This is a genomic window from Paenibacillus sp. FSL R7-0198, assembly GCF_038000415.1.
GTDB lineage: Bacteria > Bacillota > Bacilli > Paenibacillales > Paenibacillaceae > Paenibacillus.
Genome location: NZ_JBBOCB010000001.1, coordinates 3,049,368 through 3,073,245, shown reverse-complemented (window position 1 = coordinate 3,073,245; position 23,878 = coordinate 3,049,368). Strand labels below are relative to the sequence as shown.

Genomic DNA, 23,878 nt, shown 5'->3' with positions numbered 1-23,878 from the left:
GTCAACAAATTAGCGGTACTTTATTTCGTCGCAGTCTCCAAGCAGATGATATGGCAGGCAGAACGTTCTTCGTTCCCTCGTTTACAATCATCCGCTTCGAGTGAAAAGGGGGAGAACCTATGGCTACGAATGTGTTCAAGAAGTATCTGTCACTGCTCGCGTTCACTGCGCCTGCCTTTGTCATCTATGCGATTTTCCTGCTGTATCCCACGTTTAGTGGCATGTTCTATAGTCTGACGGATTGGAACGGACTCAATCGGGATTACAGCTTTATCGGTCTGGGCAACTTTGTGGAATTGTTCAAAGAAGATCCCGACTTTCTGAACTCCCTGTGGTTCACGATGAAATATGTAGTATTTATGCTGATTCTGCAAAATGGAATTGCCTTGTTACTCGCCGTGTTGATTGAGTCACGGACGCGCAGCAAAGGGCTTTTCCGGACGCTGTTCTTCATGCCTAACATGATCAGTACAATCATCAGTGCTTTCATGTGGACATTCATCTTCTCTCAGGTGTTGCCACAGCTCGCACAGAAATTGGCTTTTTCGTTCCTGGATCAGCAATGGCTGGGTGATCCGAAGTTTTCATTTTACTCCATTCTGATCGTATCGCTCTGGAACGGTGTAGGGTATATGATGATCATCTATCTGGCCGCTCTTCAGGGTGTGCCAAAAAGTCTCAAGGAAGCGGCTGTTATTGATGGGGCCAACGCATTCCAGGTACTGCGCAATGTGGTGTTGCCGATGATTACTCATGCCGTGACCATCTGTTTCTTCCTGACGTTGAACGGAGCATTTAAAGTGTTCGAAGTGGTGTATGGACTGACTGGTGGTGGACCGGGCCGGGCCACGCAGGTTATTACGATGAACATCTATGAAGAAGCATTCTCCAACAACTTCAGATACGGCTATGCGAGTGCCAAATCGGTTGTATTGTTCATCATCGTACTCATCTTTACACTCATCCAGATCACCGTCATGAAGAAGAAAGAGGTGGAAGCATGAGGATGCAACGACTGAACAGTTATCTGATTCGACTGCTGCTGATTCTGGGTTCTCTTGTGGCCATGCTGCCGATCTACATGGCGGTGGTGAACTCTTTCAAAACACAGGGTGAGATGTTCGAATCTTTTATCGCGCTGCCGACAACGCTTCACTGGGAGAATTATTCGGACGCTTTCAACAAAATCAATCTGTTGGGCAGTTCGATGAACTCGGCAATTGTATCTTTTCTGGGGATCGGTGGTATCGTCTTCTGTGCATCACTTGCGGGATACAAGTTGTCACGTACCTCAGGCCGCTTGAGCAACCTGATCTTTTTCCTGTTTGTTGCTTCCATGCTGGTACCGTTTCACTCGATTATGATTCCGCTGACACGGGTAGCAAAAGGCATGGGTGTACAAGGAAGCACATACGGATTGGCCCTGATCTATATCGGACTTGGTGTGAACATGGCGATCTTCCTCTATCACGGGTTTGTGAAGTCCATTCCGCGTGAATTGGAGGAGTCGGCTCAGATTGACGGATGTAATGAGTTCCAGACGTTCTTCCAGATTATCTTCCCGCTGCTGCTTCCGATCACAGTCACCATCGCAATTCTGGACTTCCTGTGGATCTGGAATGACTTCTTGCTGCCACTGCTCATGTTGACCGATGTGAATCGTTATACGCTGATTCTGTCCACGAACATGCTGTTTGGTGAATATAACAAGGAATGGCCGTTGATTCTGTCCTCCCTGGTACTGACTGCGATTCCGGTTATTCTGATCTACGCGTTCTTCCAAAAGTTCATCATGGAGGGGATTGCGGAGGGTGCTGTAAAGGGGTAAAACATTCGAAGGAATTCTTAATTTCGCCGGTAGCTACGCGCTTCTGGTATTCGAACACACTTAGGAAACTTAAGCAAATAGCCTTGATCTGAAGGACATGGTCCTTTCAGGTCAAGGCTATGTGCGTTGTGAACTCAAGAGCCGAAAGTCAGGAGCTTACGGGCAGCTTCTGCGAGGCATTGTATTCCACGTTCCATCTCATCAGGTGAAGCATACGCATATGAGAGCCGAATGTGACTCGCGTCCAGCCGGTCATACAGATAGCCCGGGTGGATTAGTACATTCTGCTCCAGACAGGTATGGAACAATTGGCGGATGGAGAGAGGGGATACAGTGAATTGCAGCCAGATGTAAAATCCACCAGCGGGTATGTTCCACTCCGCCATGCCGTGAAAGTGACGTTGCAACAGATCCAGCATGAAGTCTCTGCGTCTGCGTAACTCAGGGCGAAGGCGTTCCATATGTCCTGCATGATGACCTTCGGCGAACCATAGGGCAGCAGCTTCTTGCGCAAGTGAGCTGGTACCATAATCGGTCTGCATCTTGATATCTGCGAGTCGGCGTATAACCGGTTCTGGCCCGACCAGCCATCCGAGGCGCAGACCGGGGCTGACCGCCTTTGACAGGGTGCCCATATGCAGCACCCGTCCTTCCTGGTCACGCGCCTTCAGCGATGACGGAGGAGGAGTATCTAGCCACAGATCACTGTAGGCAGCATCCTCCAGTATGGAGATGCCTAATGTCCGAGCGGTTGTCATCAGTTCTTCCCGGCGGTGATCACTCATCACAGAGCCGGTGGGATTATGAAAGCTCGGGATCGTGTAGAGAAGCGAGATGTGATCTTGATCTTTGACATGCTGCGCAGCATCCTCCAGACGTGCAATGTGTAGGCCTTCGTCATCCATCGGGATACCACTCATTTTCAACCCTGCCGATTGAAAGGCGTGAATGGAATAGAGGTACGACGGTTTTTCCAGCAGAACCGCTGATCCGCGAGGGAGCAGTCCGACCGAAATCAAGTGCAGCGCCTGAAGAGAGCCGGATACGATCAGTATGGAATCTGGAGAGGCCTGAATGCCATTCGTCTGCAAATGGGCGGATAAAGCCTTACGAAGCTCCAGGCTTCCCTGAGGTTCCAGGTAGTTCAGTGTACGAGAACGATGGGACAGTTCATACAGAATGTCGTTAAAAGCATCCTGAGGCATCAGCTCCGGGGCAAGCTCCCCTGTACCAAGCCGTATGATGCCAGGTCGGAATTCAGCCTGATTAATCTGCTGAATCTCTGGCAGGTTGGGATAATACCAACCCTCCTCGATGGCTTCATTCCAGTTGGGTATCGCTCCATGAGCCATGCCATGCCAACCGGAGCCGGAAATATAAGTTCCCCCGCCATGTCTGCCTTCAAGCAGACCCGCGGCGGCCAGATTATCAAGGGCAGTGACCAATGTACTGCGGTTTACCCCCATGGACTCAGCCCATATTCGCTGTGATGGGAGACGGTATCCTGCGGACCATTCGCCCGTTGTGATTTTCTGCCGGATATAGGCTTCAATCTGGCGATACAAGGGCAAGTCGAGAGAAGGATTTGGCTTCCAACCCATGTTTAGCCGGGAATCAGAGCGTTCCATAACCGGGAGAATCACCTCCGTTTTTCTTTGTAACAAACACTATATCATTTGGTTGGGTCTGATGCCATCCAAGTGGTTGGTTACGTCAGTTATCATCTGCCCTAATATGGAGGACAGAGATAAGGGGGAAGAACGATGGAGGTTGTTATTCATGCAGTGGTTCTGGCGTTTGGCCTGATCTTGCCACTGGGTGTGCAGAATGTATTTATTTTTAACCAGGGCATGAGCCAGAGGCGTTATATACATGCACTGCCTGCTGTAATAACGGCAGGGGTCAGTGATACGCTGTTGATCGGGGCAGCCGTTGGAGGAGTATCACTCATTTTGCTGCAATGGCCATTGCTGGCGAATGTGTTGTATGGCGCAGGAAGCTTGTTTTTGCTGTATATGGCTTGGAGTATCTGGAGGTCATCCGAATCTGTGGAAGGTTCGCAGACGGTAATGTCAGCGGGGCGCCAGATTGCGTTTGCTGCATCGGTGTCTTTACTCAATCCGCATGCTCTGCTGGACACGGTTGCTGTGATTGGCACCAGTTCACTTCAGTATGAAGGGGTGGAGCGCGTCTATTTTGCCCTGACAGCGGCAGCTGTGTCGTGGATATGGTTCTTGGGACTTGCAGGCGCAGGCAGGGTGGTTGGGAGAACGGATCGAACTGGACGCATCAGTCTGGTGTTTAATCGGTTGTCCGCTGTGGTCATGGTTGTACTGGCGGTTATGATGCTGTGGAAGCTCATCTATTCATAGAAGGACCGTGATCTGGCTCGTCTTGTTTAAAATAAAAAAACTCCCCGTGACGTTAATCGCGCAGGGAGTTCAATATGAGTGCTGAATTTGGTGATCAGCATAACCTGCTGATCTAGTTATTGAGTTGAAACATGTAGTGCTCGATAACGCTTTGGTGTAGCGTCTCTTATATATGGTTAGTCATTTGAGTTAAGGTCATCGTAATCGGATCTATTCTGCCTTCAGCAGCATGGATTCAATAAACACTTTCAGATCACGGCTTACACTGTTCAACTGATCAATGACCTCGCTGAACTCGGTTACCATCACAGCCTGTTGGCTGCTAGACTGTGAGATGGATGTGATCTCTTGCTCCATCTGCTGGATGGAATGCTGAACATCCTTCAAGGAACGTTCGATATTCACCGTAGCTTCTTTGGTACCCGTTGAAAGTTTACGCACTTCAGATGCAACGACGCTAAATCCGGCGCCTGCTTCACCTGCTCTGGCCGCTTCGATGGCTGCATTCAGGCCTAACAGATTGGTCTGTTCTGAGATTTCACGGATGAATGCGGCAACTTTATTCACTTCGCCTGAGTTCTGTACAGCCATGCGGGTATTATCCAAAATCTGCGTGGAAGATGCCGTCAACTGCTCGGATTGGGCAGCTACCGTCTGCACCATATCTGTTAATTTTCCGCTGATACCGCCGATCAATTCAGTGAAGTACTCCAGTTTTTCCTCATTCTGAAGAGAGAAACCAATGGCAAGTGTGCCCACGATATTTCCTTGCTCATCCCGAAGTGGGGTAGCCGCCGAGTTGATTGATGTGCCATAGAATTTTGCATCAATTCGGTTCGCTGAAGTTTCCCCATGTATAAGTGCCCGGCGGAGTGTAGGGTCATCGAGGGAAACGGGGTCTCCTGCCTTGATGCCCAGATCGAGTTCGTTGCTGGGAACATAATACCAGAACTTCTCGGTATCGGTTACCGCAATCATGATATCGTGTTCTTTGAGCATAATTTTAAAATACGGACTCGCTGCAACGAGTGCTTCAACAATGTTCAATAAGGTTCAGCTCCTATAGTGTATGTGTGCATATTATCTAGATGTATGTATATACATCGTCAGAATTATCGCAATCTTGAAGACCCAACAAGGGCAATAAGGTATATTAATAAAATTTTTAACAAATGAAACAGGAGAATTGATGATTTTCAGGAATTTATGAAAACATAACGAAAAAGCAGGCGAGAACAATCAAGTTCTCGTCTGCTTTGCTATCCACTTATTCTATGGAATGCTCCATGTCTCGTGATCCATGTTGATTTACGTAAGGGTTCACCGCGCCAGCGTTATCTCATCCGTTGTGTGAAGAGGTCATCCTGACGGTACAAATATGTAACCGTACGAAGGAATGCGCGGTTGTGTTATATGCGTACTGTTGCTATCCGCCAATCTGGGACATGCGCCGTACCGTCGGCGTGTGAGATTGCATTTTTTGTTCCAAAGCCAGAGCCATCTCATGGTTCTTTGGTTTCGTACCCAGCGCTTTGAGGAAAAGCGCCGCCATGGCATCCGGATCATCCACGAAGCGGCGAACATTATACTCATCCGACCAGTACAGGCAGGCTTTGATATGTCCGTCAGCGGTCAGCCGAAGTCGGTTGCAATTGTCACAGAAGTGATCACTCACGGGATGAATCAATCCAAATGTGCCTTCGGAGCCCGCAATTTTCATATTGCGTGATGGGCCATTGCCCGCAGGGCCTGTTGTATTTTCTACCGTCCAGCCTGCTTCAGCACATACATCTGTCACGGCTTCCAGCGGCAAATAAGATTTGCGCCATGAATCCGAAGCCTGTCCAATCGGCATATATTCAATAAAACGCACATGAAGAGGTTGATCAATCGTCATTGCAATAAAATCCTTGATCTCATCATCGTTAATGCCCTTCATCAGCACGACATTTAGCTTGATCGGAGCAAGGCCAGCGGCTGTTGCAGCTTCAATGCCTTTCAGTACCTTGTTCACATCTCCGCCCCGGGTAATCATGGAGAAGCGATCAGCGCGCAGGGAGTCCAGACTGATGTTAATCCGGTTTAATCCAGCATCTTTCAACGCCTGAGCTTGTTTATCCAGTAGAAGAGCGTTGGTAGTCAGTGCAATATCGTCAATCCCCTCAATCGCCGAGATCATGCCAACGAGCTTGTGAAGATCCTTGCGTACCAGCGGTTCGCCCCCAGTGAGCCGAACTTTACGCATGCCCATCGGAGCAAGCACCTTCAGCACCTGTGCGATCTCTTCGTAGCTCATAATCTCATCATGTGGAGCAAACTCCATGCCCTCCGCGGGCATGCAATACACACAGCGTAAATTACAGCGGTCCGTAACAGAAATACGGATGTAGTCATGTATCCGGCCAAATGAATCCTGAAGCAGTTCCATGCAGACCACCCTTTCATCGGTTCAGATTGGAAATCTTCTATTATAAATGATACGACAATTTCAAAAGGAACAGTTGCATCAAATTTTAGCTATTTCTCCAATCCGCGTCAACGATAACGTCAGATGACAGCATTTTTGGCGGGGTGGTTCAGGTGGAATTGTCCCACGAGTTGTTGCAGAAAGACCGTGATGGCTTCCACGTTATGCGAAGAATGCTGAACCTGTAACATATCACGGATCAGCTCCATCATCTCTGCTTCTACCTCAGCAGAAGTCGCCCGATTTTGATGGCTGATTGCAGCAATATTCTCCATTAGCATGACCACTTGATCCACAACTTGTGTGCGCTCAGGCTCTTCAGCGGTAGCGTTTTTCAGAAGTTGCGAAGCGGCCTGAACCAGTGTCGTTCCCTCAGCAAGTACCTGGTCACCCTCAGTAATCAATTGGGATGCAGCTCCTGCTGCCGTTGAGATTCGGTCCAGAATCTGATGAATATTTTCCGTAGAAGAGCGGGATAAATCGGCCAGCTTACGGATTTCCCCCGCCACAACCGAGAAGCCTTGGCCATGTTCGCCCACGCGTGCAGCCTCAATGGTAGCATTGAGAGCCAGCAGGTTGGTCTGAGCTGAAATTTCATCAATGACAGCCAGTGCACGGTAAATCTCTTTCATCGTATCCATGAAGGACAGGATGGTACGGTTGGTATCGGATACCGCTCCTGAGATTTGGGTCATTTTGTCGCCGATTCGTTCCACTTCCTGCTGGGCCACGCCGATCTGTTCGGTTGCAGAGGTCTCGAGTTGTTGCAGCGTTATGCGCATGTGATCAGCAGCGATCCTGGCCTGGTCGAGATCTTCCAGTTGGGTGCGAATAGCCTGAATCATCGATCCAAGCTTGTGGTTCACACGCTCAGTCGTACCCTGGGTTGTCTCTGTTGAAGTTCGCATCTGATACTGGTTGTCCATAACGTCTACCGTGGCAAGTTGTACCTTCAGCATAATGCCTTCCAGAGAGTCAATCATGTTGTTGATCCACTTCGCCAGTTCACCCGATTCGTCTTGGGCAAAAGCAGACGTGTCCAGGCGCTGGGTCAGATCCCCCCTGCCTTCGGCGTTAATTCGAATAAATCGGCTGATGCGACGTAAGTCTTCATGCACCCGTCGATATTGGCTACGATGCAGCTGTAATGCAGTGAAGAATCCGAATAACACATTAAAAGCGCCCATTGCTGCCGCACCCCAACCACTACCAGTGAGGGCATAGACAAGAGCGGCTCCTGCAACGCCTGACAAAAGCGTGAAGAGACTGTGCTGCTTGAACTGGCGCCAGCCGATGCTTCGTATCCGATACACTTCCTCCAGATCCCCTTCACACATCATGCCCCAGCGATCAGGACAGTGTGGCAGCTGGAAGGTGATGCCTTTGCCGATCACAGAAATATGGCGGTAATCCGAGTAGCCGGGAAAAGCTACGAACAGATTGGAACCATTCTGAATGGTGTTTGCTACCCCGGGGTGTAGTTCTCCGGTCGACGGATCAGTGAACATGAGTTCCAGCTCGGTATGTTCCTTAACGGATACGATACCCCATTCGGTGGTGACACCATCTTTGAGGTTTTCCCCATGCGTAAAGGTGCGGTCTTCGAATCGACTTCGGGATAAGGCGGTGCCGGGTTGCAGATGGGGCCGTAAAATCGACTCAGCCATAAAGAGATAATTGTCACCAGAATCGGGATAGATATGACCTGATTCTCGTTGGATCAGGTCACCGAGTACATCCCCGGGTACACGGCTGCATAATGAACCGACATATCGACCTTCCTGCAGGATTGGGGAGATAAACAGCAAGGTGACATCATCGTGAAAATTGGACGAGCGTGGACCAATGTCCAACGTCAGTGGATCAGAATATGGACCATACAAGCATTTTTTGCCATGACGATCTGCTCTGGAGTATTTCAATCCTGGTCCAATTAAAGCTTCGTAATCTTTATAAATCTGTCCAATATGTTTCTTATATGTAGAGAATACCACCTGATTCTGTTCGTTCAGCATGAATAGCTCCGTACTGTCTACGGCTCGAATATAACTGGATTGAAACCATGCATCTAGTTTGCTTAGTTGCTGTGAACCTTGTAATACATCCTGTAATTGGACCGACTGTATCTGTTGAAGCAAACGATCCAGGTGATTCCATTGTTCATCTGCCCAGTCCATCATAAGCTGCCGTCTCGTTTCGGCAATTCCCTCAAAAATCTGTTCCACATCTTCTTTCATATGTGCGTTCAACCGATACGATCGCCACAGCGGCAATCCTTTTTTCCATCCCAGCCAATCAAACATCATGACCACCCCGATTTCTGGATTTGAAAGCTTCGTTCTACTGATCTTTGGATAGACCTATATATGTGATTTTCAAAGTGATATGTGACAGAGGAATCCAACCTGCGTGGTGATTGATCCAGAACAGTGATACCGCCTTCATCATTCAGGATCGTTGACTCACGTTGAGGTGGAAGCCCTTGTACGTCTATTCAATCTTTATACAAGAAAACGAACAAGAATACGAGGGGATATGTCATATTTTCCGAATATTTAATCAATAAATACAAATGATTGTGCGCTTGTTGTTAGGTGAATTGAATGTTAGCTATCTACGAAGAAAACTCACATGGATGTATCTGAGAATCCATCTCATTTTACATTGTGTAACATGAACAGGCCCATACTCAAAACACACTGTATAATGTAATCCCCGCCCAAAGCGATATAGTATTATCTAACAAGCAAAACCTGTTACGTTCGTGTATATAAACCTCCCATTCAGCCTTGGTGTGCAATGAAAACAACTTCCCACAAAGGAGAATGCCCATGTCCTCCATATCCTCAGCTACAGTCCCCGAAGCCTGCCATATTGATGTAGATCATGTGTCCGTTGTTTTTGGCACAGGTACACAACAGGTCACTGCCTTGTCGGATGTTACATTCCAGATCCAGTCCAATGAGTTTGTCTCTCTGCTGGGCCCTTCCGGCTGCGGCAAGTCGACCTTGCTCCGGCTGGTGGGTGATCTACTTCAACCTACCTCAGGCAACGTACGCATTGCAGGTCAGGAGCCTGAGCGGGCCCGGCTACTGCGACAGTTCGGCATTGTCTTCCAGACACCAGCCTTGTTCGATTGGCGCACCGTTCGTCACAATGTGGAATTGCCCTTGGAACTGCTGGGTACCCGCCGTAAGGAGTGCCGCCGCATTAGTAGTGAACTGCTTGAAATGGTAGGACTAACTCGCTTCGCCGACCATTATCCATGGCAACTCAGTGGAGGGATGCAGCAACGTGTATCCATTGCACGAGCCCTTGCGCTTGATCCACCATTGCTGCTCATGGATGAACCCTTTTCCGCCCTGGACGAATTCACCAAAGAAAAACTTCAATTGGAGCTGCTTGAGATCAAGCGCTCAACAGGCAAGACCTTCCTCTTTGTCACACACAGCATCCCCGAAGCCGTATTTCTGTCCGACCGGATCATCGTACTCTCGGCGCATCCGGGGCAAGTGCACTCCATTCATTCTGTTAATCTGCCTTCTGACCGCCATAGTGAACTGAGAGAAACGGAAGCTTTCTACCACATGATCACAACCATTCGCAATTGCTTCTACGAGGAGCGTGATGAATCTCATGTCCCTGAGGTTCTTTAAACCAGGATATCGATCTTGGATCGTCATCTGGATTATGGCCGTATTGGTGCTGTGGGAAGGAATCGCCTGGACGCTCCAACTGTTCCTGTCACCCCAGCAGGCGGCGTCTCGCCTTCCTTATCTGCATGATGTCCTTGCAGCCTTGTTTCGTTACTCGGGTACGCTGGCAGAGCAGGGGGCTGTCACCTTTGGCAATGCCGCGATTGGTTTTACAGGGGGAACGCTGCTTGGTCTGGGTCTGGCTCTACTCATGAGTGGGGCTATCTGGCTGGAGCGCACGTTATCGCCATATGTTGTCTCCTCACAGATGGTTCCGGTTATTGGTCTCGCACCAATCGTGTACGGCATCATCCACAACGCGGAGTGGGCCCGAATTGTTATGGCGGCGTATGTCACCTTCTTCCCGATCATTATCCATACGTTAAAAGGATTGAAAAGTGCAGCACCAGAGCATCTGGAACTTATGCGTTCCTGTGGAGCTTCACTGACCGCACGATATATCAAATGTCTGCTGCCCTCAGCACTACCGGGACTATTTTCTGGTATGAAAATAGCTGCTCCGCTCGCGGTGACTTCCTCCATCGTTGTGGAATTGATGGGCGCTCCCGACGGACTCGGCGTCCTGATGGTCAGTTCGTTATATTACGGCCATGCCCAAGTTGGCATGTTCTGGGCCACCATCATGCTTAGCATTGGCATTGGCCTGATCTCGTATCTGGTCATCAGTCTGGCTGAACGTTGGCTAACCCCCTGGCAGCCTGAGTTCAGGGCCAAAGGAGGTGATGCCACATGAGTGAAGGTAGAGTTTTGCAACGGAAGCGTGATGAAGGTGTGGCAATTGCTGCTGTAACTGGAACAGCTACGCCCCTCACTGGTTCACAGATGACATCTGCTCCCGGATCGGAAATTCATGGACTACAGGGACAAGCCGAAAAGGCCGGATCAGGCACCAGCGTTAGCGGACGCTCAATTGCACTAAGTATGCTTCCTTGGGGTGCAGGCGTGATGTTTCTCGCTCTCTGGCAGCTCAGGTTGTTTCATTGGATATTCTCGCTGGAAAGCTACCAACTGCCTGTGCCTTCTGCGATTGCGATATCCATTCAGGAAAATGCCAATATGCTCTTTCGTTACGCGATGTACAGCGGAACGGAAATGCTGGGTGGTTTCCTGCTAGGTTCCCTGCTAGGCGCTCTGGCGGCTGCGGGTGCGTCTTTCTTTCCAACAAGCGGCAAGGCGGCGGTTACAGTTCTGTCTGCATTGAACGCCGTTCCGATCGTGGCTCTTGCCCCAATTATGAACAATTGGTTTGGTGATGGGATCTGGTCGCGTATTGCAGTCGTCACGGTGATTACGATGGCTGCCATGGCCGTCAGCCTGTTCAAAGGGCTGACTTCCATTCAGCCGCAGTACAGTGATCTGCTAAGTGGCCTTGCTGCAAGCAGGATGCAGTTTTTTTGGAAACTAAGACTGCCTCACGCGCTGCCTTCCCTCTTTGCCGGTCTGAAGATCAATATGTCGACCAGTATTATCGGGGCCATTGTGGGTGAATTTTTTATCGCTTCCCAGGGACTGGGGTACTTGCTCTCGGATCAGATTCGACTGGCGAACATGCCTTTGGCCTGGTCCTGTATTGTCATCGCTGCCGCGCTTGGCATTGTGCTGTATGAAGCTGTTGTCCTGGCAGAAAAGCGACTCATTCCTTGGAATCGTGCACGCACAGATCACTAACGTACATCAGGATAGCAACCATAGATTGATAGAGCTGGTGAAGTAGAGCCTCACACTATCAGATTGAAAAATCGTATATACACAGGGGGTTGTTCTGTACATGTACAAAACGTTGAAGCCGGGTTTGCTGGTATTGGTCCTGTTGGTTGTTACGATGCTGAGCGCATGTTCTACGAAGTCCGAGCCAGCGGCTGAGCCTGTAGCTGCGAGTTCAGGAGGGGCGGGAGAAGCAGATCAACCGTTAACCAAAGTGAAAATTCAGCTGAAATGGGTGCCGCAGGCGCAATTTGCCGGGATCTACGCAGCGAAGGAAAAAGGTTTTTTTGCAGATGAAGGCATTGATGCCGAGATTATTCCAGGTGGGCCGGATATCGTGATAGAGCAGCAGGTAGTCAATGGTGCGGCCGATGTGGGCATTACGGGTGTAGACAGTTTGCTGGTCAGCCGGGATAACGGTCTACCGCTCGTCTCGCTTGCCCAGATCTCACAGAAGAGCAGTTATCGCTTGATTGCCAAGAAGTCTCTAGGTATTACCGATCCCGCTCAGATGAAAGGCAAAAAGGTCAGTACCTGGTTTGGCAGTCAGCAGTTTCAGGTGCTTGCATTTATGGAGAAGAACGGCCTGGATCCGAAGAAAGACATTGAACTGGTGAAGCAGGGGTTCACAATGGATCAGTTTTTTAATGATCAGGTAGATGTGGCGACGGCAACGATCTATAACGAATATCACGTGGTGCTGGAAAGTGGAACAAAAGAATCCGATCTGGATGTCTTCAACATTGAAGATGCCGGTGTTGGCATGTTGGAGGATACGCTGATTGCCAAGAAGGAGTGGGTAGACAACAACCGTGAGCTTGCGGTTAAAGTGACCCGTGCCATTCTGAAAGGCTGGAATTACGCCATCGACAATCAGGATGAGACGGTGGATATCGTGATGAGTAATGTGACGGAGGGTAGCACCACTCGTGAACACCAGGTCACGATGCTCGAAGAGATTGCCAAGCTGATTCGCCCGGAAGGATTTACGGAGCAGCAGGTCGGTAGCTTTGTGGATGAGTCATTTACCCGGACTGCGGATATTGCACTGAATTATGGTTTGATCAAAAAAGCGGCCAACCTGGATGAAGCGCTGGAGAAAAGCATCTATGAAGAAGCGGTGAAATAAGCGTGGACCAACATTACACGAGAACGAAGAGTGCAGAACCAATCTGAGGAAGCGAAGCGTGCGCCTTTATCCCCGGATTTTTCCTTAAGGAAAAATGAATCTAGAAAATCTGGGGATAACAGCGATCGGAAGATGGTACTGCAATCGGAGTGGGCATGTGTAAAGCATATTGGATCAGCTTATAGAAGGAGGATGACGAATGAGTTCTGTAGATCAGCAGCCGCAGCCGCTTGGCGGTACGAAGGAAGAATGGCTGGAGAAGGATCGCAAATACGTGTGGCATCACATCTCGCCTCATAACGATCATCCAATGATTGCGGTAAGTGGAGAAGGAAGCTGGATTACTGATCAGGATGGTACACGTTATCTGGATGCGATGTCCGGACTGTGGTGTGTGAATGTGGGGCATGGCCGTGAGGAGATTGCGAGAAGTGCCTACGAACAAATGAAAGCACTCGCTTATGTCCCGATGACGCAGAGTCACGAACCGGCGATTTTGCTGGCGGAGAAGCTGAATGACTGGCTGGAGGGGGAATATCGAATATTCTTCTCCAACTCGGGTTCAGATGCAAATGAGGTGGCTTTCAAAATAGCCCGTCAGTATCATCATCAGAATGGTGAGCCTACTCGGCACAAATTCATCTCCCGTCACCGTGCCTATCACGGCAACTCCATGGGCGCGCTGGGCGCGACCGGGCAAGCCGCCCGTAAGATCAAGTACGAGCCGCTCGGCGTAGGTTTCTCTCATGTTCCTCCACCGTATTGTTATCGCTGTCCGTTTGGACGGAACAAAGATGGATGCGGACTCGAATGTGCAACCATCTATGAAGAGGTGATTCGTTGGGAAGGTCCTGAGACGGTTGCCGCAGTAATTATGGAGCCGGTGATCACAGGAGGCGGCATGATTGTGCCCCCGCCGGATTATATGCGCACCGTGCAAGAGATCTGTCAGCGCTATGGAGTGCTGCTCATTGTAGATGAGGTCATCTGTGGTTTTGGCCGCTCTGGGCAGAAGTTTGGTCATCAGAACTATGGTGTACAGCCAGATATTGTGACGATGGCAAAAGGCATGACCAGCGCCTATTCGCCATTATCAGCAACGGCCGTGCGAGCCGATCTGTATGACACGTTCCGCGAACCCGGACCGGATGCCCATTTTCGCCATGTGAATACATTTGGCGGGAATCCGGTGTCCTGCCGGGTGGCACTGGCGAATCTGGAGATTCTGGAACGAGAGAATCTGGTCAGCCGCGCGGAGGAACTGGGATACCTGCTTCGTGAGAAGTTGGAACCTTTGCTAGAGCTGTCCATTGTGGGGGATATCCGTTCATTCGGATTCGCCTGTGGAGTGGAATTGATTGAATCAGATGGTTCTCCTGCGGAAGCAGATAAAGTGATGAAGGTACTCGCCAGTTGTAAAAGGGACGGCATTCTGATTGGCAAGAACGGTGATACCGTGCCGGGGTTTGCAAACATTTTGACAATCTCACCACCGTTTGTCACCACCGAGGAAGAGCTGGATCTGATCGCTGGAAGTTTGCTCGTTGTACTCCGTAGTCTGGACGCGGGTTAGTTGCCATACACAGGTACGACAGACGTTTACGGTTTAGCAAGCGAGCTGGAGATTTTCATATCATTACTCGATAAATATGCGCAAGGAGGCGAGGGAGGATGCAGACCACAACAGGCACACTCATTAATCATCTTCGGTTGAATGAACGAATTGAGCAGTTATCACGCATTGGCCGAATCGCAGAGACGGGTGTCTGCCGACTTGCCCTGACCCCGGAAGATATGGATGGCATCATTCAGGTTCGTCTCTGGATGGAAAGTGCTGGTCTTACGACGCGACTTGACCCCTTTGGCAATCTGATTGGTCGTCTGGAAGGCGCGGATCAGGCTCTGCCGATCCTCATGATTGGTTCCCATATCGACTCTCAGCCCTATGGCGGTCGATATGATGGAGCGATTGGTGTGCTCGGCGCACTCGAAGCGGTGCAATGCTTGATCGAAAATGGCATTCAGCCACGTATGCCAATTGAGGTAGTTGCCTTTTGTGATGAAGAGGGTTCCCGTTTTAACAAAGGCTTGTTCGGCTCGCGTGGCATAACCGGTCAGTTGGAAGAAGGCGAACTGGAGCGTCAGGATAAAAACGGAGTGACCCGTCGGGAGGCGCTGGAAGCCTTCGGCTGTTCTCCTTCGGATTTTGAAGAAGCGATCTATCCGCCAGGTTCCATAGGTAGTTATCTGGAGCTGCACATTGAGCAGGGGCCGGTGCTGGAAGCACTGAATGCTCCTGTGGGTCTGGTGACGGGCATCTCGGGCCCGTTATGGCTTACGGTGACGATGAAAGGCATGGCGGGTCATGCTGGCTCCGTTCCGATGGGGATGCGGCATGATGCTTTAGTAGGCAGCGCCAAAGTCATTGCGGCTTTTGACGATATGGTGAGAGAAGACCCCGAAGCCCCAACCGTAGGTACGGTGGGTAGTCTGAGGGTGTTTCCAGACTCCCGGAATATCATTCCGGAGGAAGTCAGCTTCACCGTTGATTTGCGAGACATGGAGATGGAGCGCAGGAACCGGCTTGAAGCCCGATTGATGAACATTTTGGATGACGTGAGTTTCCGATATGGTCTAACTTATTCGCTGACAGAGGATACGAACAGTGAGCCGAGGTATTGTGCAGAGCCAATCATGTCGGTAATACGTTCATCCGCGGAAGAGATTGGGGTTCCTTTGCCAGAACTGATGAGTGGTCCGTTCCATGATGCGTTGGCCCTTTCGCTTGTGTGTGATTATGGCATGATCTTTGTCCGCAGCAAAGACGGCATCAGTCATCATCCCAGCGAATATTCTTCGCCGGAGGATATTGGACTGGGTACGGAAGTGTTGTATCGCGCCATTCGGAGGATGTGCAGTGGAGAGAATGAACCAACCATTTTACCTGAGGAGGCGTTGTGACGTTATGGGCAAAATCAGCATCGGATTAATCCAGGCTTCTCATGAGATTGAAGGTTCGGCTCCCGTTGAAGTTCACAAAGAGGCTGCGGTTCAGAAGCACATTGCGCTGGTCCGTGAAGCTGCTGCAAGAGGCGCCAAGATCATCGGGTTGCAGGAAGTTTTCTATGGGCCGTACTTTTGTACAGAGCAAAGTCCCAAATGGTATGCATCCGCCGAACCGGTGCCGGAAGGGCCAACGACCAGACGTTTTCAAGAGCTGGCGAAGGAGCTTGCGGTGGTGATTATTTTACCTGTGTACGAGGTGGAGGGCATTGCTTCGTATTACAATACGGCAGCTGTCATTGATGCAGATGGTTCATATCTGGGCAAATATCGCAAACATCATATCCCGCATGTGGAAGCAGGTGAGGGTACGAATGGGTTCTGGGAAAAGTATTATTTCAAACCAGGTAACCTTGGGTTCCCGGTATTTGATACGGCCTACGCCAGAGTCGGCGTGTACATCTGTTATGATCGTCATTTTCCGGAAGGGGCACGATTGCTCGGATTGGCGGGGGCAGAGATTGTGTTTAATCCGTCTGCTACGGTTGCGGGTACATCGGAATATCTGTGGAAACTGGAACAGCCTGCTCACGCGGTAGCTAACGGCTATTATGTTGCAGCGATCAATCGGGTTGGCGTGGAAGCACCGTGGAATATGGGTGAATTTTATGGACAGTCGTACCTGGTCGATCCGCGAGGGAGAATGGTTGCAATCGGCAGCAGGGATCAGGATGAGGTCGTCATTGGCGAGATGGATACCGAGATGATTCGTGAGGTGCGTAATGTATGGCAGTTCTACCGTGATCGCAGACCGGAAACGTACGAACATCTGGTTAGTCTGTAAAAGTGGCTGGAAGCTAGCGCGAATCAAACTTCAGGAGGTGCATGACATTGATGAACAGCTCAGGAACAACGTTATCCGATTATGGGTGGGAGAGTCGGTTTGCCGAGATGAAACCCGCCATGACAGGTAAGGAAGCGATGGAAGAGTCAAACCGCTGTCTGTACTGTTACGATGCACCTTGTATCAAGGCCTGTCCAACCGACATTAATATCCCTTCTTTTATTAGCAAAATATCAACAGGGCACCTGAAAGGTTCGGCCCGCACCATCATGGATGCGAATCCGGTTGGAGCCAGCTGCGCACGTGTCTGTCCCACAGAGGAATTGTGTGAAGGCGCATGTGTGCTAAACGAATCGTCGAAGCCGATTCGGATTGGTGACTTGCAGCGATATGCCACCGACTGGGCACGGGCGAAGAATGAGCCGTTATTCCAGGCAGCACCCACCAATGGGAGAACCGTTGCTGTTGTGGGAGCGGGTCCTGCGGGATTATCGGCGGCACGTGAACTGGGGCGTGCAGGGTATGAGGTGACGATCTATGAAGCCAAACCCAAAGGCGGTGGGCTGAATACGTACGGCATCGTATCTTTCCGTTTGCCCGAATCGGTTGCGCTATGGGAAGTGGAGCAGGTGGAGGTGCTTGGTGTGCAGATCCGTTATGGGGTGCGCATCGGTGTGGATATCCCTGCTTCGCAGTTGCTGGAGCAGCATGAAGCAGTCATTCTGGCCTGTGGCATGGGTTCAGTACCTATGCTGGGCATTGAAGGAGAGACACTGGAAGGTGTCTATGATGCGATTGAACTGGTGGAGTCTACCAAGCAGGGTGTTCCACCCGCGCTGAATGGTCTAAAGGTCGCCGTTATTGGCGCGGGCAATACGGCGGTAGATGCAGCGACCTGTTCGGTACGTCTTGGTGCCGAGAGGGTGCAGATGTTATATCGGCGCGGGGAAAGCCAGATGACGGCGTATTCGTTTGAATATACGTTTGCCAAGCAGGAGGGTGTGGAGTTCCGCTGGTTTACGATGCCACAGCGTATCATTGGAGACGAGAACGGTCGGGTTCAGGCTGTAGAATGCGTGAGAATGGAACTGATTACCCCGCCTGGCGGTGGGCGTGCATTGCCTGTGCCTGTCGAGGGATCGGAGTTCATGATTGAATGTGATACGGTCATCCGGGCGATTGGACAGCATCGTTTATTACCATTAATTGAAGCGTTTGGGCTGCGTCACCAATGGGGCGTCGTTGAGATTGAGCCGCATACGTTTCGTACCTCGCACCCTCAGATCTATGCGGCAGGAGACGTTATTTTTGGTCAGGGCCAGGGAGAGGCAATGGTTGTCTCGGCTGCACAGCAGGGTAAGCTGGCTGCTGCCGCAGTTATGAAGGCATTGCCTGGACAGGTGGAAGAGACGGCGTGAGCAGTTCGTCAAATCCTCGTGTCCCTGACACGCTAACGAACCTTACACACCTTATAGTGGCAATTACCGAGGATTGGAAAATCTAACGAATCTCACACGTCTTATGTTGACGAACACCTGTTGAAATGAAGCCGAAATGAGCTACTACAGCCAAATAAGACTTTTACGATTCGTTAGATTTTGAAAGTGCCGCTAATGAGCCCAATAAGAGCTGTACAGTTCGTTAGAATTTAGGTGCGTACTATCTAGAAACACCCGTTCTACGCAGAGATCCTGAGCACGACCAAATATCCAATACAACGATATAAATTGAACTAAACATTTACACGAAACGGAGAGGACAGAAAGAACCTGAAGAAACGGAGTTAAAAGCTTTCTGAAGGAAAGCTGCATCGGAAGCATAAGCTCGCCTTTATCCCCGGATTTTCCCTTTCGGAAAAGGGAATCAAAAAAATCTGGGGATAACAGCGATTGGAAGGTTATTCTGTCATCGTAGTGTCAGTGTAAATAATCTTTAGTTCAACTTATATAGTAAGTTCAAACAACACCAAGGAGGGATCGTTATGGCTGACTTATCTATTAATCTGGCAGGTATTCGATCACCCAATCCATTCTGGCTGGCTTCTGCACCACCGACCAATACGGGGTATCAGGTCCAGCGTGCGTTCGAGGCAGGCTGGGGTGGCGCGGTGTGGAAGACGCTGGGTGAGCCAATTATCAATACATCCTCCCGTTTCGCTGCGGTCCATTTTGGCGGACAGCGGGTGGCGGGGTTTAACAATATAGAATTGATATCGGACCGTCCGCTGGAAGTAAATCTGCGGGAGATTGCCGAGACCAAGAAACGATTCCCGGATCGCGCGGTTGTCGCTTCACTGATGGTGGAACCTACGCGAGAGAAGTGGCATGAGATTGTCAAAAAGGTGGAGGCCGTCGGCGTCGATGGCCTGGAGCTGAACTTTGGCTGCCCGCATGGCATGGCCGAACGAGGTATGGGAGCCGCCTCTGGTCAGCAACCTGACCTCGTAGAACTCCAGACGATGTGGGTGAAGGAAGTGGCGACCACACCGGTGATCGTGAAGCTCACGCCGAATATCACGGATATTACGGCGACAGCCCGGGCAGCTGTACGAGGTGGCGCGGATGCGATCTCCCTGATCAATACGATTAACTCCCTGGCAGGTGTGGATCTGGATTCGTGGAATACCGTGCCCCATGTGGGCGGCAAAGGAGCACATGGCGGATACTGTGGCCCAGCCGTGAAGCCAATTGCACTGAACATGGTTGCTGAGTGTGCGCGTAATCCTGAAGTTGGTGTGCCGATCTCGGGTATTGGTGGAATCTCGGACTGGCGGGATACCGCAGAGTTTCTGCTCATGGGCGCTACAGGGGTTCAGGTATGTACCGCAGCGATGCATCATGGATTCCGCATTGTGGAGGACATGATTGATGGGCTGAACGATTATTTGGATGAAAAGGGTCTAAGCAGCGTAGCAGAACTGGTAGGTCAGACGGTTCCGCGTTACTCGGATTGGGGCAATCTCGATCTGAACTACAAAGTGGTCGCCCGCATCAACCGCGATGTCTGCATCAATTGCAACAAATGCCATATTGCTTGTGAGGACACCTCGCACCAGTGTATTGATATGTTGACCGACCCGTCCGGTTCCTATCTGGAAGTAGTGGAAGAAGATTGTGTTGGATGTAATCTGTGTTCGATCGTTTGCCCGGTGGATGGGGCGATTGAGATGGTTGAGCTTGTACCTGAGCAGGAACCTGTAACCTGGAATGAACGTCAGTCTGCGATTGCCATGCTGCAATCGGTTAGAGATCAATCAACCAAGGAGGCGATATCATGAGTACCCGCAAATTGATTCGTAACGGTGTTTTGGTGACAGCGTCAGATACCTTTGAAGCAGATATTTTGATCGAAAAGGGTAAAATCACACAGATTGGCATCGGGCTGGTGCCTGACGAACGAACGGAAGTCGTGGATGCAGCGGGTTGTTACGTCATTCCGGGCGGCATCGACCCGCATACACATCTGGATATGCCATTTGGTGGAACGGTAACGGCGGATGATTTTGCGACGGGAACGACAGCAGCAGCCTTTGGCGGTACAACGACGATCATTGATTTCTGTCTGACACAAAAAGGCCGTCCATTAATCGAATCTCTCCAGGAATGGCATGCCAAAGCCGAGGGTAAAGCCGCCATCGACTACGGTTTCCATCTCATGATCGGCGAGATGAATGATCAGGTGCTGGAAGAGCTACCGCAGATCATTGAAGAAGAGGGTGTGTCATCCTTCAAGGTGTTCATGGCGTATAAAAATCAGTTTCAGGCCGATGACGGGATTCTCTTCCAGACGTTGCAAAAGGCAAAAGAATACGGCGCACTCGTCATGGTGCATGCCGAGAACGGGGATGTCATTGACCTGCTGATTCGACAGGCGCTCGCCGAAGGGCGAACGGAGCCGATTCATCATGCGTTGACTCGTCCATCCATGCTGGAGGGAGAAGCGACAGGCCGGGCGGCCCGTCTGGCTGCACTTGCGGATTCACAGTTGTATGTGGTGCATGTGACCTGTGCGGAGGCTGTCGAGCAGATCGCGCGTATGCGTGAAATGGGTTACCGAATCTGGGGGGAGACCTGTCCTCAGTATTTGACGCTGGATCAGTCGATTATGGATCAGCCGGACTTTGAGGGTGCAAAGTATGTTTGGTCACCACCACTCCGGGAAGTAGCGCATCAGGAAGTACTGTGGAATGCATTGAAAAGCGGTCAGTTGCAGACGATTGGCTCCGATCATTGCTCATTTAATTTCAAAGGGCAGAAGGACCTGGGCAAGGATGATTTTAGCAAAATTCCGAACGGGGGGCCCGTCATCGAAGATCGCCTCAGCATTCTGTATTCAGAAGGTGTAGCCAAGGGGCGGATTACGCTCAATCAGTGGGTCGATCTATGTTCGACAAGAGCGAGCAAGTTATTTGGATTATTCCCGCAGAAAGGGACTCTGGCTGTAGGGACAGATGCGGATATCGTTATTTTTGACCCATCTGTAAACAGGGTGATCTCGGCAGATACGCATCATATGAATGTGGATTACAGTGCATTTGAAGGTATGCAGGTACAGGGTTGTCCGGTGACGGTGTTGTGCCGCGGGGAGTATGTCATTCGAGATCGGCAGTATGCCGGAACAGCAGGGGCAGGCCAATATGTGAAGCGCAACAAGTATGATGCAGGCGCACCTATACCGATGAAACAGCCTGTGACGGCAGTGAATGGAGGGAGAAGCTGATGTCGGATCATGATGTGTTTGAGGCCGAGAGGATCGCCATAGAGCGAATGGTTGCGCAGGGTTATCGGATCTATGCGGTACGGGAACATCTGGAGGGTGCTCACGTCATATGGGGGCACCCGGATCTTCCCGAAGAGAAACAAGAGCAATACGTGGGCACAGCGTCTGGACGGAAATGGTTCAGTCACATCCTGATTCGCCAGCTTCAGGAGCAGCGGGGAGCGTAGACCATGCTGAAGCTCTTCATGCGATCGGGCCATGTACGTACTCATAGGCATAGAGTGCAAGTTCGATCGCTACCCGCTTCTCTGGGAGGATATAGTCTTCTCCCAGAAGGACTTCGATTTTATCCAAACGGTGATACAGCGTCTGTCTGACAATATATAGAGCGGTGGCCGTCTCTTGCTTGGAGCAGCACAGGACCAAATATTGCTTGAGCGTGCGCAGCAGCTGACCTCCTTTCTCTACATCGTAACGAATGAGAGGGCCCAGATATTCTTCGATGAAATCATCCAGATTGCCACACTGCTTCATGCTGGCAATGATGCGATAACAATGAAGATTACTGTAAAAGGGCTGCTGCATCACACCGATGTCCTTCTGAATTCGCAGTGTCTCCTTCGCGGATTCCAGGCTGTCCTTGAGACGGGAGAGGTCCGTGCAGCTATGACCGATACCGAACAGGCCTGAGAAGAGGCAGTGGGTCTGTTCCTGCTCGTGCTGCTGCAGTTGTTCGATGCAGCGCCAGAGACTGCTTTTGCGCTGAGATCCAGGTAATGGGTCGAGAATGATAAGAATGATCTGGTGATTCAGAACGGTGCTGTAGAGGGTGAAGTTCTCCCGAGCGAACACGGAACGGGCGACGATGTTACGTTGGATCAATAATTTCTGAAGCCTAAGGCTGTCTGTGTATGCAGGGTTACTGTCGAATAAGATAATCGTGGCTTTGCTCGTTGCGAGAAGGGGATTAACGGTGGATACATATTCATGGATTTCCTTCGTGGAGTGATGTCCGTTAAGCCAGTCAATGACCCACATATCTTCTTTGTAGCGGCGTTTCTCTTCCATGTATTTGGTTCGCATCCAGTCCTGGGCAATCGCGGCCGCGCAACGTTCCAGTGCCTGAATGATGAATTCATCTGAGGGTTTGATCGGTATGCTTGAATCGTGATCCGGCAGTTTTTGGTGGATGAGTACAAGATCGGCAAAGGTGTAGTCTAACGCTCGGACAGGCATGCTGAACGCATGCAATGTGTTATCTGACAGCCGCATTAAATTCGGAATATCCTCTCCCGCCAAATGTTCCCGCTGCAAAAACCAATCCTGCCGACGAGTCTCCAGCTCCTCTGGAGGGCAGTAGGGAACGGCACTTGCTTCCCCTTCAAGTGGATATAATGCCACGGCACATCCGGTTGTTCGTGACAATAATCGAAGCAGAGGTTGTACGCCATCTCCATTCAGAAGAAGCTGGTTAAATGAGGTGGTGAGACTATCGAGTTCAGCGATCATCCGCTGATGACTGCGAATCAGGGTGAAATGCAGATCTTGCGTAATATCAATATAACGGACTTGTTCGTGGAACCAGATCAACGGGAAATCCGCTGCGACTGCAATTTCCTTCATGGCACCGAGCTGCGACTTGGTGTGATCCCCCAGTTCCATACAGAGTCCGGCAGCCCCGCGTGCAATTAACTGACGCAGAAAAGACAGACCTTGCTGTTCACCTTCCTGCCAGCCAATGCCTGTCGTCAGTACCAATTCCCCGCCATTGAGCAAGTCCCCTACTTCAGGAACCTCCATAATATGAACCCAGCGAACATACCGCTCCAGTGCGCGTTCACTAGCAAGGACTTCTGCCTTGCGAAACACGGGACGTTTTAACATGTCTCTGACTTGAATATGAAGCGTTGTCTCCCCCACACAACCACCGTCCTTCCCCAATCACATGTGATCTATCTGGAGTCTGGAATCCGTTAACTTGCATAATTAATCCATATTATAAGTCGATTTACAGCCGATGGGCTGAAATCTCACGTTCATTTGTTCCAAATGACAATCGAGACTATTCTTTTTGTGATTTTTATTAAAATGAATTG

Annotated in this window: 19 protein-coding genes; 14 read left to right on the top strand and 5 right to left on the bottom strand. The window is 50.4% G+C overall.

The features are described 5' to 3' along the window. Positions 1-119 precede the first annotated feature (119 nt). On the top strand, positions 120-1,004 hold the full coding sequence (locus MKY87_RS13245; protein WP_340964800.1) for a carbohydrate ABC transporter permease: 885 nt from the start codon (positions 120-122) through the stop codon (positions 1,002-1,004). Beyond that, positions 1,001-1,828, top strand: coding sequence for a carbohydrate ABC transporter permease (locus MKY87_RS13240; protein ID WP_133386124.1), 828 nt, complete (start codon positions 1,001-1,003; stop codon positions 1,826-1,828). The genes MKY87_RS13245 and MKY87_RS13240 overlap by 4 nt, the downstream gene beginning before the upstream one ends. A gap of 134 nt (positions 1,829-1,962) precedes the next feature. Here MKY87_RS13240 and MKY87_RS13235 read toward each other — a convergent pair whose 3' ends face one another. After that, complete coding sequence (locus MKY87_RS13235) at positions 1,963-3,456, bottom strand: aminotransferase-like domain-containing protein (protein WP_340964798.1); 1,494 nt, start codon at positions 3,454-3,456, stop codon at positions 1,963-1,965. A gap of 135 nt (positions 3,457-3,591) precedes the next feature. Between MKY87_RS13235 and MKY87_RS13230 the strand changes: the two genes are divergently transcribed. Further along, positions 3,592-4,200 (top strand): LysE/ArgO family amino acid transporter, encoded by a 609-nt coding sequence (locus MKY87_RS13230; RefSeq protein ID WP_340964795.1) that lies wholly within the window; start codon positions 3,592-3,594, stop codon positions 4,198-4,200. Positions 4,201-4,410: 210 nt separating this feature from the next. On the opposite strand, the gene MKY87_RS13225 is transcribed toward MKY87_RS13230, so the two are convergent. The 3 genes from MKY87_RS13225 to MKY87_RS13215 all read right to left on the bottom strand — a co-directional run bounded on the left by MKY87_RS13225 (position 4,411) and on the right by MKY87_RS13215 (position 8,973). Next, entirely contained in the window at positions 4,411-5,247 is an 837-nt protein-coding gene (locus MKY87_RS13225; protein WP_124116569.1) for a methyl-accepting chemotaxis protein, read from the bottom strand. A 379-nt stretch (positions 5,248-5,626) separates the two neighbouring features. After that, positions 5,627-6,628: a GTP 3',8-cyclase MoaA gene (gene moaA, locus MKY87_RS13220; RefSeq protein WP_339788389.1), complete on the bottom strand. Its 1,002-nt coding sequence runs from the start codon at positions 6,626-6,628 to the stop codon at positions 5,627-5,629. Between the two features lie 119 nt (positions 6,629-6,747). Beyond that, positions 6,748-8,973 (bottom strand): methyl-accepting chemotaxis protein, encoded by a 2,226-nt coding sequence (locus MKY87_RS13215; protein WP_339788391.1) that lies wholly within the window; start codon positions 8,971-8,973, stop codon positions 6,748-6,750. 525 nt (positions 8,974-9,498) lie between these two features. On the opposite strand from MKY87_RS13215, the gene MKY87_RS13210 reads away from it, so the two are divergent. From MKY87_RS13210 to MKY87_RS13160, 11 genes are all read left to right on the top strand, one after another. Beyond that, on the top strand, positions 9,499-10,323 hold the full coding sequence (locus tag MKY87_RS13210) for an ABC transporter ATP-binding protein (RefSeq protein WP_339788394.1): 825 nt from the start codon (positions 9,499-9,501) through the stop codon (positions 10,321-10,323). Then, complete coding sequence (locus MKY87_RS13205; protein WP_340964792.1) at positions 10,304-11,116, top strand: ABC transporter permease; 813 nt, start codon at positions 10,304-10,306, stop codon at positions 11,114-11,116. The genes MKY87_RS13210 and MKY87_RS13205 overlap by 20 nt, the downstream gene beginning before the upstream one ends. Continuing rightward, on the top strand, positions 11,113-12,051 hold the full coding sequence (locus MKY87_RS13200; RefSeq protein WP_340964790.1) for an ABC transporter permease: 939 nt from the start codon (positions 11,113-11,115) through the stop codon (positions 12,049-12,051). Before MKY87_RS13205 ends, MKY87_RS13200 begins: the two co-directional genes overlap by 4 nt. A gap of 100 nt (positions 12,052-12,151) precedes the next feature. Then, the gene (locus tag MKY87_RS13195) at positions 12,152-13,216 is read left to right on the top strand and encodes an ABC transporter substrate-binding protein (RefSeq protein WP_339788403.1); all 1,065 of its coding nucleotides are present in this window, start codon (positions 12,152-12,154) and stop codon (positions 13,214-13,216) included. 199 nt (positions 13,217-13,415) lie between these two features. Next, positions 13,416-14,789 carry an aspartate aminotransferase family protein gene (locus tag MKY87_RS13190; RefSeq protein ID WP_340964788.1) on the top strand — a complete coding sequence of 458 codons (1,374 nt, stop codon included), beginning with the start codon at positions 13,416-13,418 and terminating at the stop codon, positions 14,787-14,789. A gap of 98 nt (positions 14,790-14,887) precedes the next feature. Beyond that, positions 14,888-16,177: a M20 family metallo-hydrolase gene (locus MKY87_RS13185; RefSeq protein ID WP_340964786.1), complete on the top strand. Its 1,290-nt coding sequence runs from the start codon at positions 14,888-14,890 to the stop codon at positions 16,175-16,177. A 4-nt stretch (positions 16,178-16,181) separates the two neighbouring features. Next, on the top strand, positions 16,182-17,063 hold the full coding sequence (locus MKY87_RS13180; RefSeq protein ID WP_076332522.1) for a nitrilase-related carbon-nitrogen hydrolase: 882 nt from the start codon (positions 16,182-16,184) through the stop codon (positions 17,061-17,063). 50 nt (positions 17,064-17,113) lie between these two features. Beyond that, the gene (locus MKY87_RS13175) at positions 17,114-18,481 is read left to right on the top strand and encodes an NAD(P)-dependent oxidoreductase (protein ID WP_340967435.1); all 1,368 of its coding nucleotides are present in this window, start codon (positions 17,114-17,116) and stop codon (positions 18,479-18,481) included. Between the two features lie 563 nt (positions 18,482-19,044). Next, on the top strand, positions 19,045-20,340 hold the full coding sequence (preA, locus tag MKY87_RS13170) for an NAD-dependent dihydropyrimidine dehydrogenase subunit PreA (protein ID WP_062836927.1): 1,296 nt from the start codon (positions 19,045-19,047) through the stop codon (positions 20,338-20,340). Beyond that, positions 20,337-21,782: a dihydropyrimidinase gene (hydA, locus tag MKY87_RS13165; protein WP_340964781.1), complete on the top strand. Its 1,446-nt coding sequence runs from the start codon at positions 20,337-20,339 to the stop codon at positions 21,780-21,782. Before preA ends, hydA begins: the two co-directional genes overlap by 4 nt. Beyond that, positions 21,782-22,009, top strand: a complete 228-nt coding sequence (locus MKY87_RS13160) for a hypothetical protein (protein WP_062836929.1) — start codon at positions 21,782-21,784, stop codon at positions 22,007-22,009. The genes hydA and MKY87_RS13160 overlap by 1 nt, the downstream gene beginning before the upstream one ends. 16 nt (positions 22,010-22,025) lie before the next feature. Here the strand turns inward: MKY87_RS13160 and MKY87_RS13155 are convergent, their stop codons facing one another. Next, a complete protein-coding gene (locus tag MKY87_RS13155) occupies positions 22,026-23,666 on the bottom strand; it encodes a PucR family transcriptional regulator (RefSeq protein WP_340964779.1) in 1,641 nt (546 codons plus the stop codon). Between the last annotated feature and the right edge of the window lie 212 nt (positions 23,667-23,878).

Bases quoted from the DNA above. Each gene is read 5' to 3' on its own strand.
- MKY87_RS13245 (WP_340964800.1), top strand. From the start codon at position 120: ATGGCTACGAATGTGTTCAAGAAGTATCTGTCACTGCTCGCGTTCACT.
- MKY87_RS13240 (WP_133386124.1), top strand. From the start codon at position 1,001: ATGAGGATGCAACGACTGAACAGTTATCTGATTCGACTGCTGCTGATT.
- MKY87_RS13235 (WP_340964798.1), bottom strand. From the start codon at position 3,456: ATGGAACGCTCTGATTCCCGGCTAAACATGGGTTGGAAGCCAAATCCT.
- MKY87_RS13230 (WP_340964795.1), top strand. From the start codon at position 3,592: ATGGAGGTTGTTATTCATGCAGTGGTTCTGGCGTTTGGCCTGATCTTG.
- moaA (WP_339788389.1), bottom strand. From the start codon at position 6,628: ATGGAACTGCTTCAGGATTCATTTGGCCGGATACATGACTACATCCGT.
- MKY87_RS13215 (WP_339788391.1), bottom strand. From the start codon at position 8,973: ATGATGTTTGATTGGCTGGGATGGAAAAAAGGATTGCCGCTGTGGCGA.
- MKY87_RS13210 (WP_339788394.1), top strand. From the start codon at position 9,499: ATGTCCTCCATATCCTCAGCTACAGTCCCCGAAGCCTGCCATATTGAT.
- MKY87_RS13205 (WP_340964792.1), top strand. From the start codon at position 10,304: ATGTCCCTGAGGTTCTTTAAACCAGGATATCGATCTTGGATCGTCATC.
- MKY87_RS13200 (WP_340964790.1), top strand. From the start codon at position 11,113: ATGAGTGAAGGTAGAGTTTTGCAACGGAAGCGTGATGAAGGTGTGGCA.
- MKY87_RS13195 (WP_339788403.1), top strand. From the start codon at position 12,152: ATGTACAAAACGTTGAAGCCGGGTTTGCTGGTATTGGTCCTGTTGGTT.
- MKY87_RS13190 (WP_340964788.1), top strand. From the start codon at position 13,416: ATGAGTTCTGTAGATCAGCAGCCGCAGCCGCTTGGCGGTACGAAGGAA.
- MKY87_RS13185 (WP_340964786.1), top strand. From the start codon at position 14,888: ATGCAGACCACAACAGGCACACTCATTAATCATCTTCGGTTGAATGAA.
- MKY87_RS13180 (WP_076332522.1), top strand. From the start codon at position 16,182: ATGGGCAAAATCAGCATCGGATTAATCCAGGCTTCTCATGAGATTGAA.
- MKY87_RS13175 (WP_340967435.1), top strand. From the start codon at position 17,114: ATGAACAGCTCAGGAACAACGTTATCCGATTATGGGTGGGAGAGTCGG.
- preA (WP_062836927.1), top strand. From the start codon at position 19,045: ATGGCTGACTTATCTATTAATCTGGCAGGTATTCGATCACCCAATCCA.
- hydA (WP_340964781.1), top strand. From the start codon at position 20,337: ATGAGTACCCGCAAATTGATTCGTAACGGTGTTTTGGTGACAGCGTCA.
- MKY87_RS13160 (WP_062836929.1), top strand. From the start codon at position 21,782: ATGTCGGATCATGATGTGTTTGAGGCCGAGAGGATCGCCATAGAGCGA.
- MKY87_RS13155 (WP_340964779.1), bottom strand. From the start codon at position 23,666: ATGTTAAAACGTCCCGTGTTTCGCAAGGCAGAAGTCCTTGCTAGTGAA.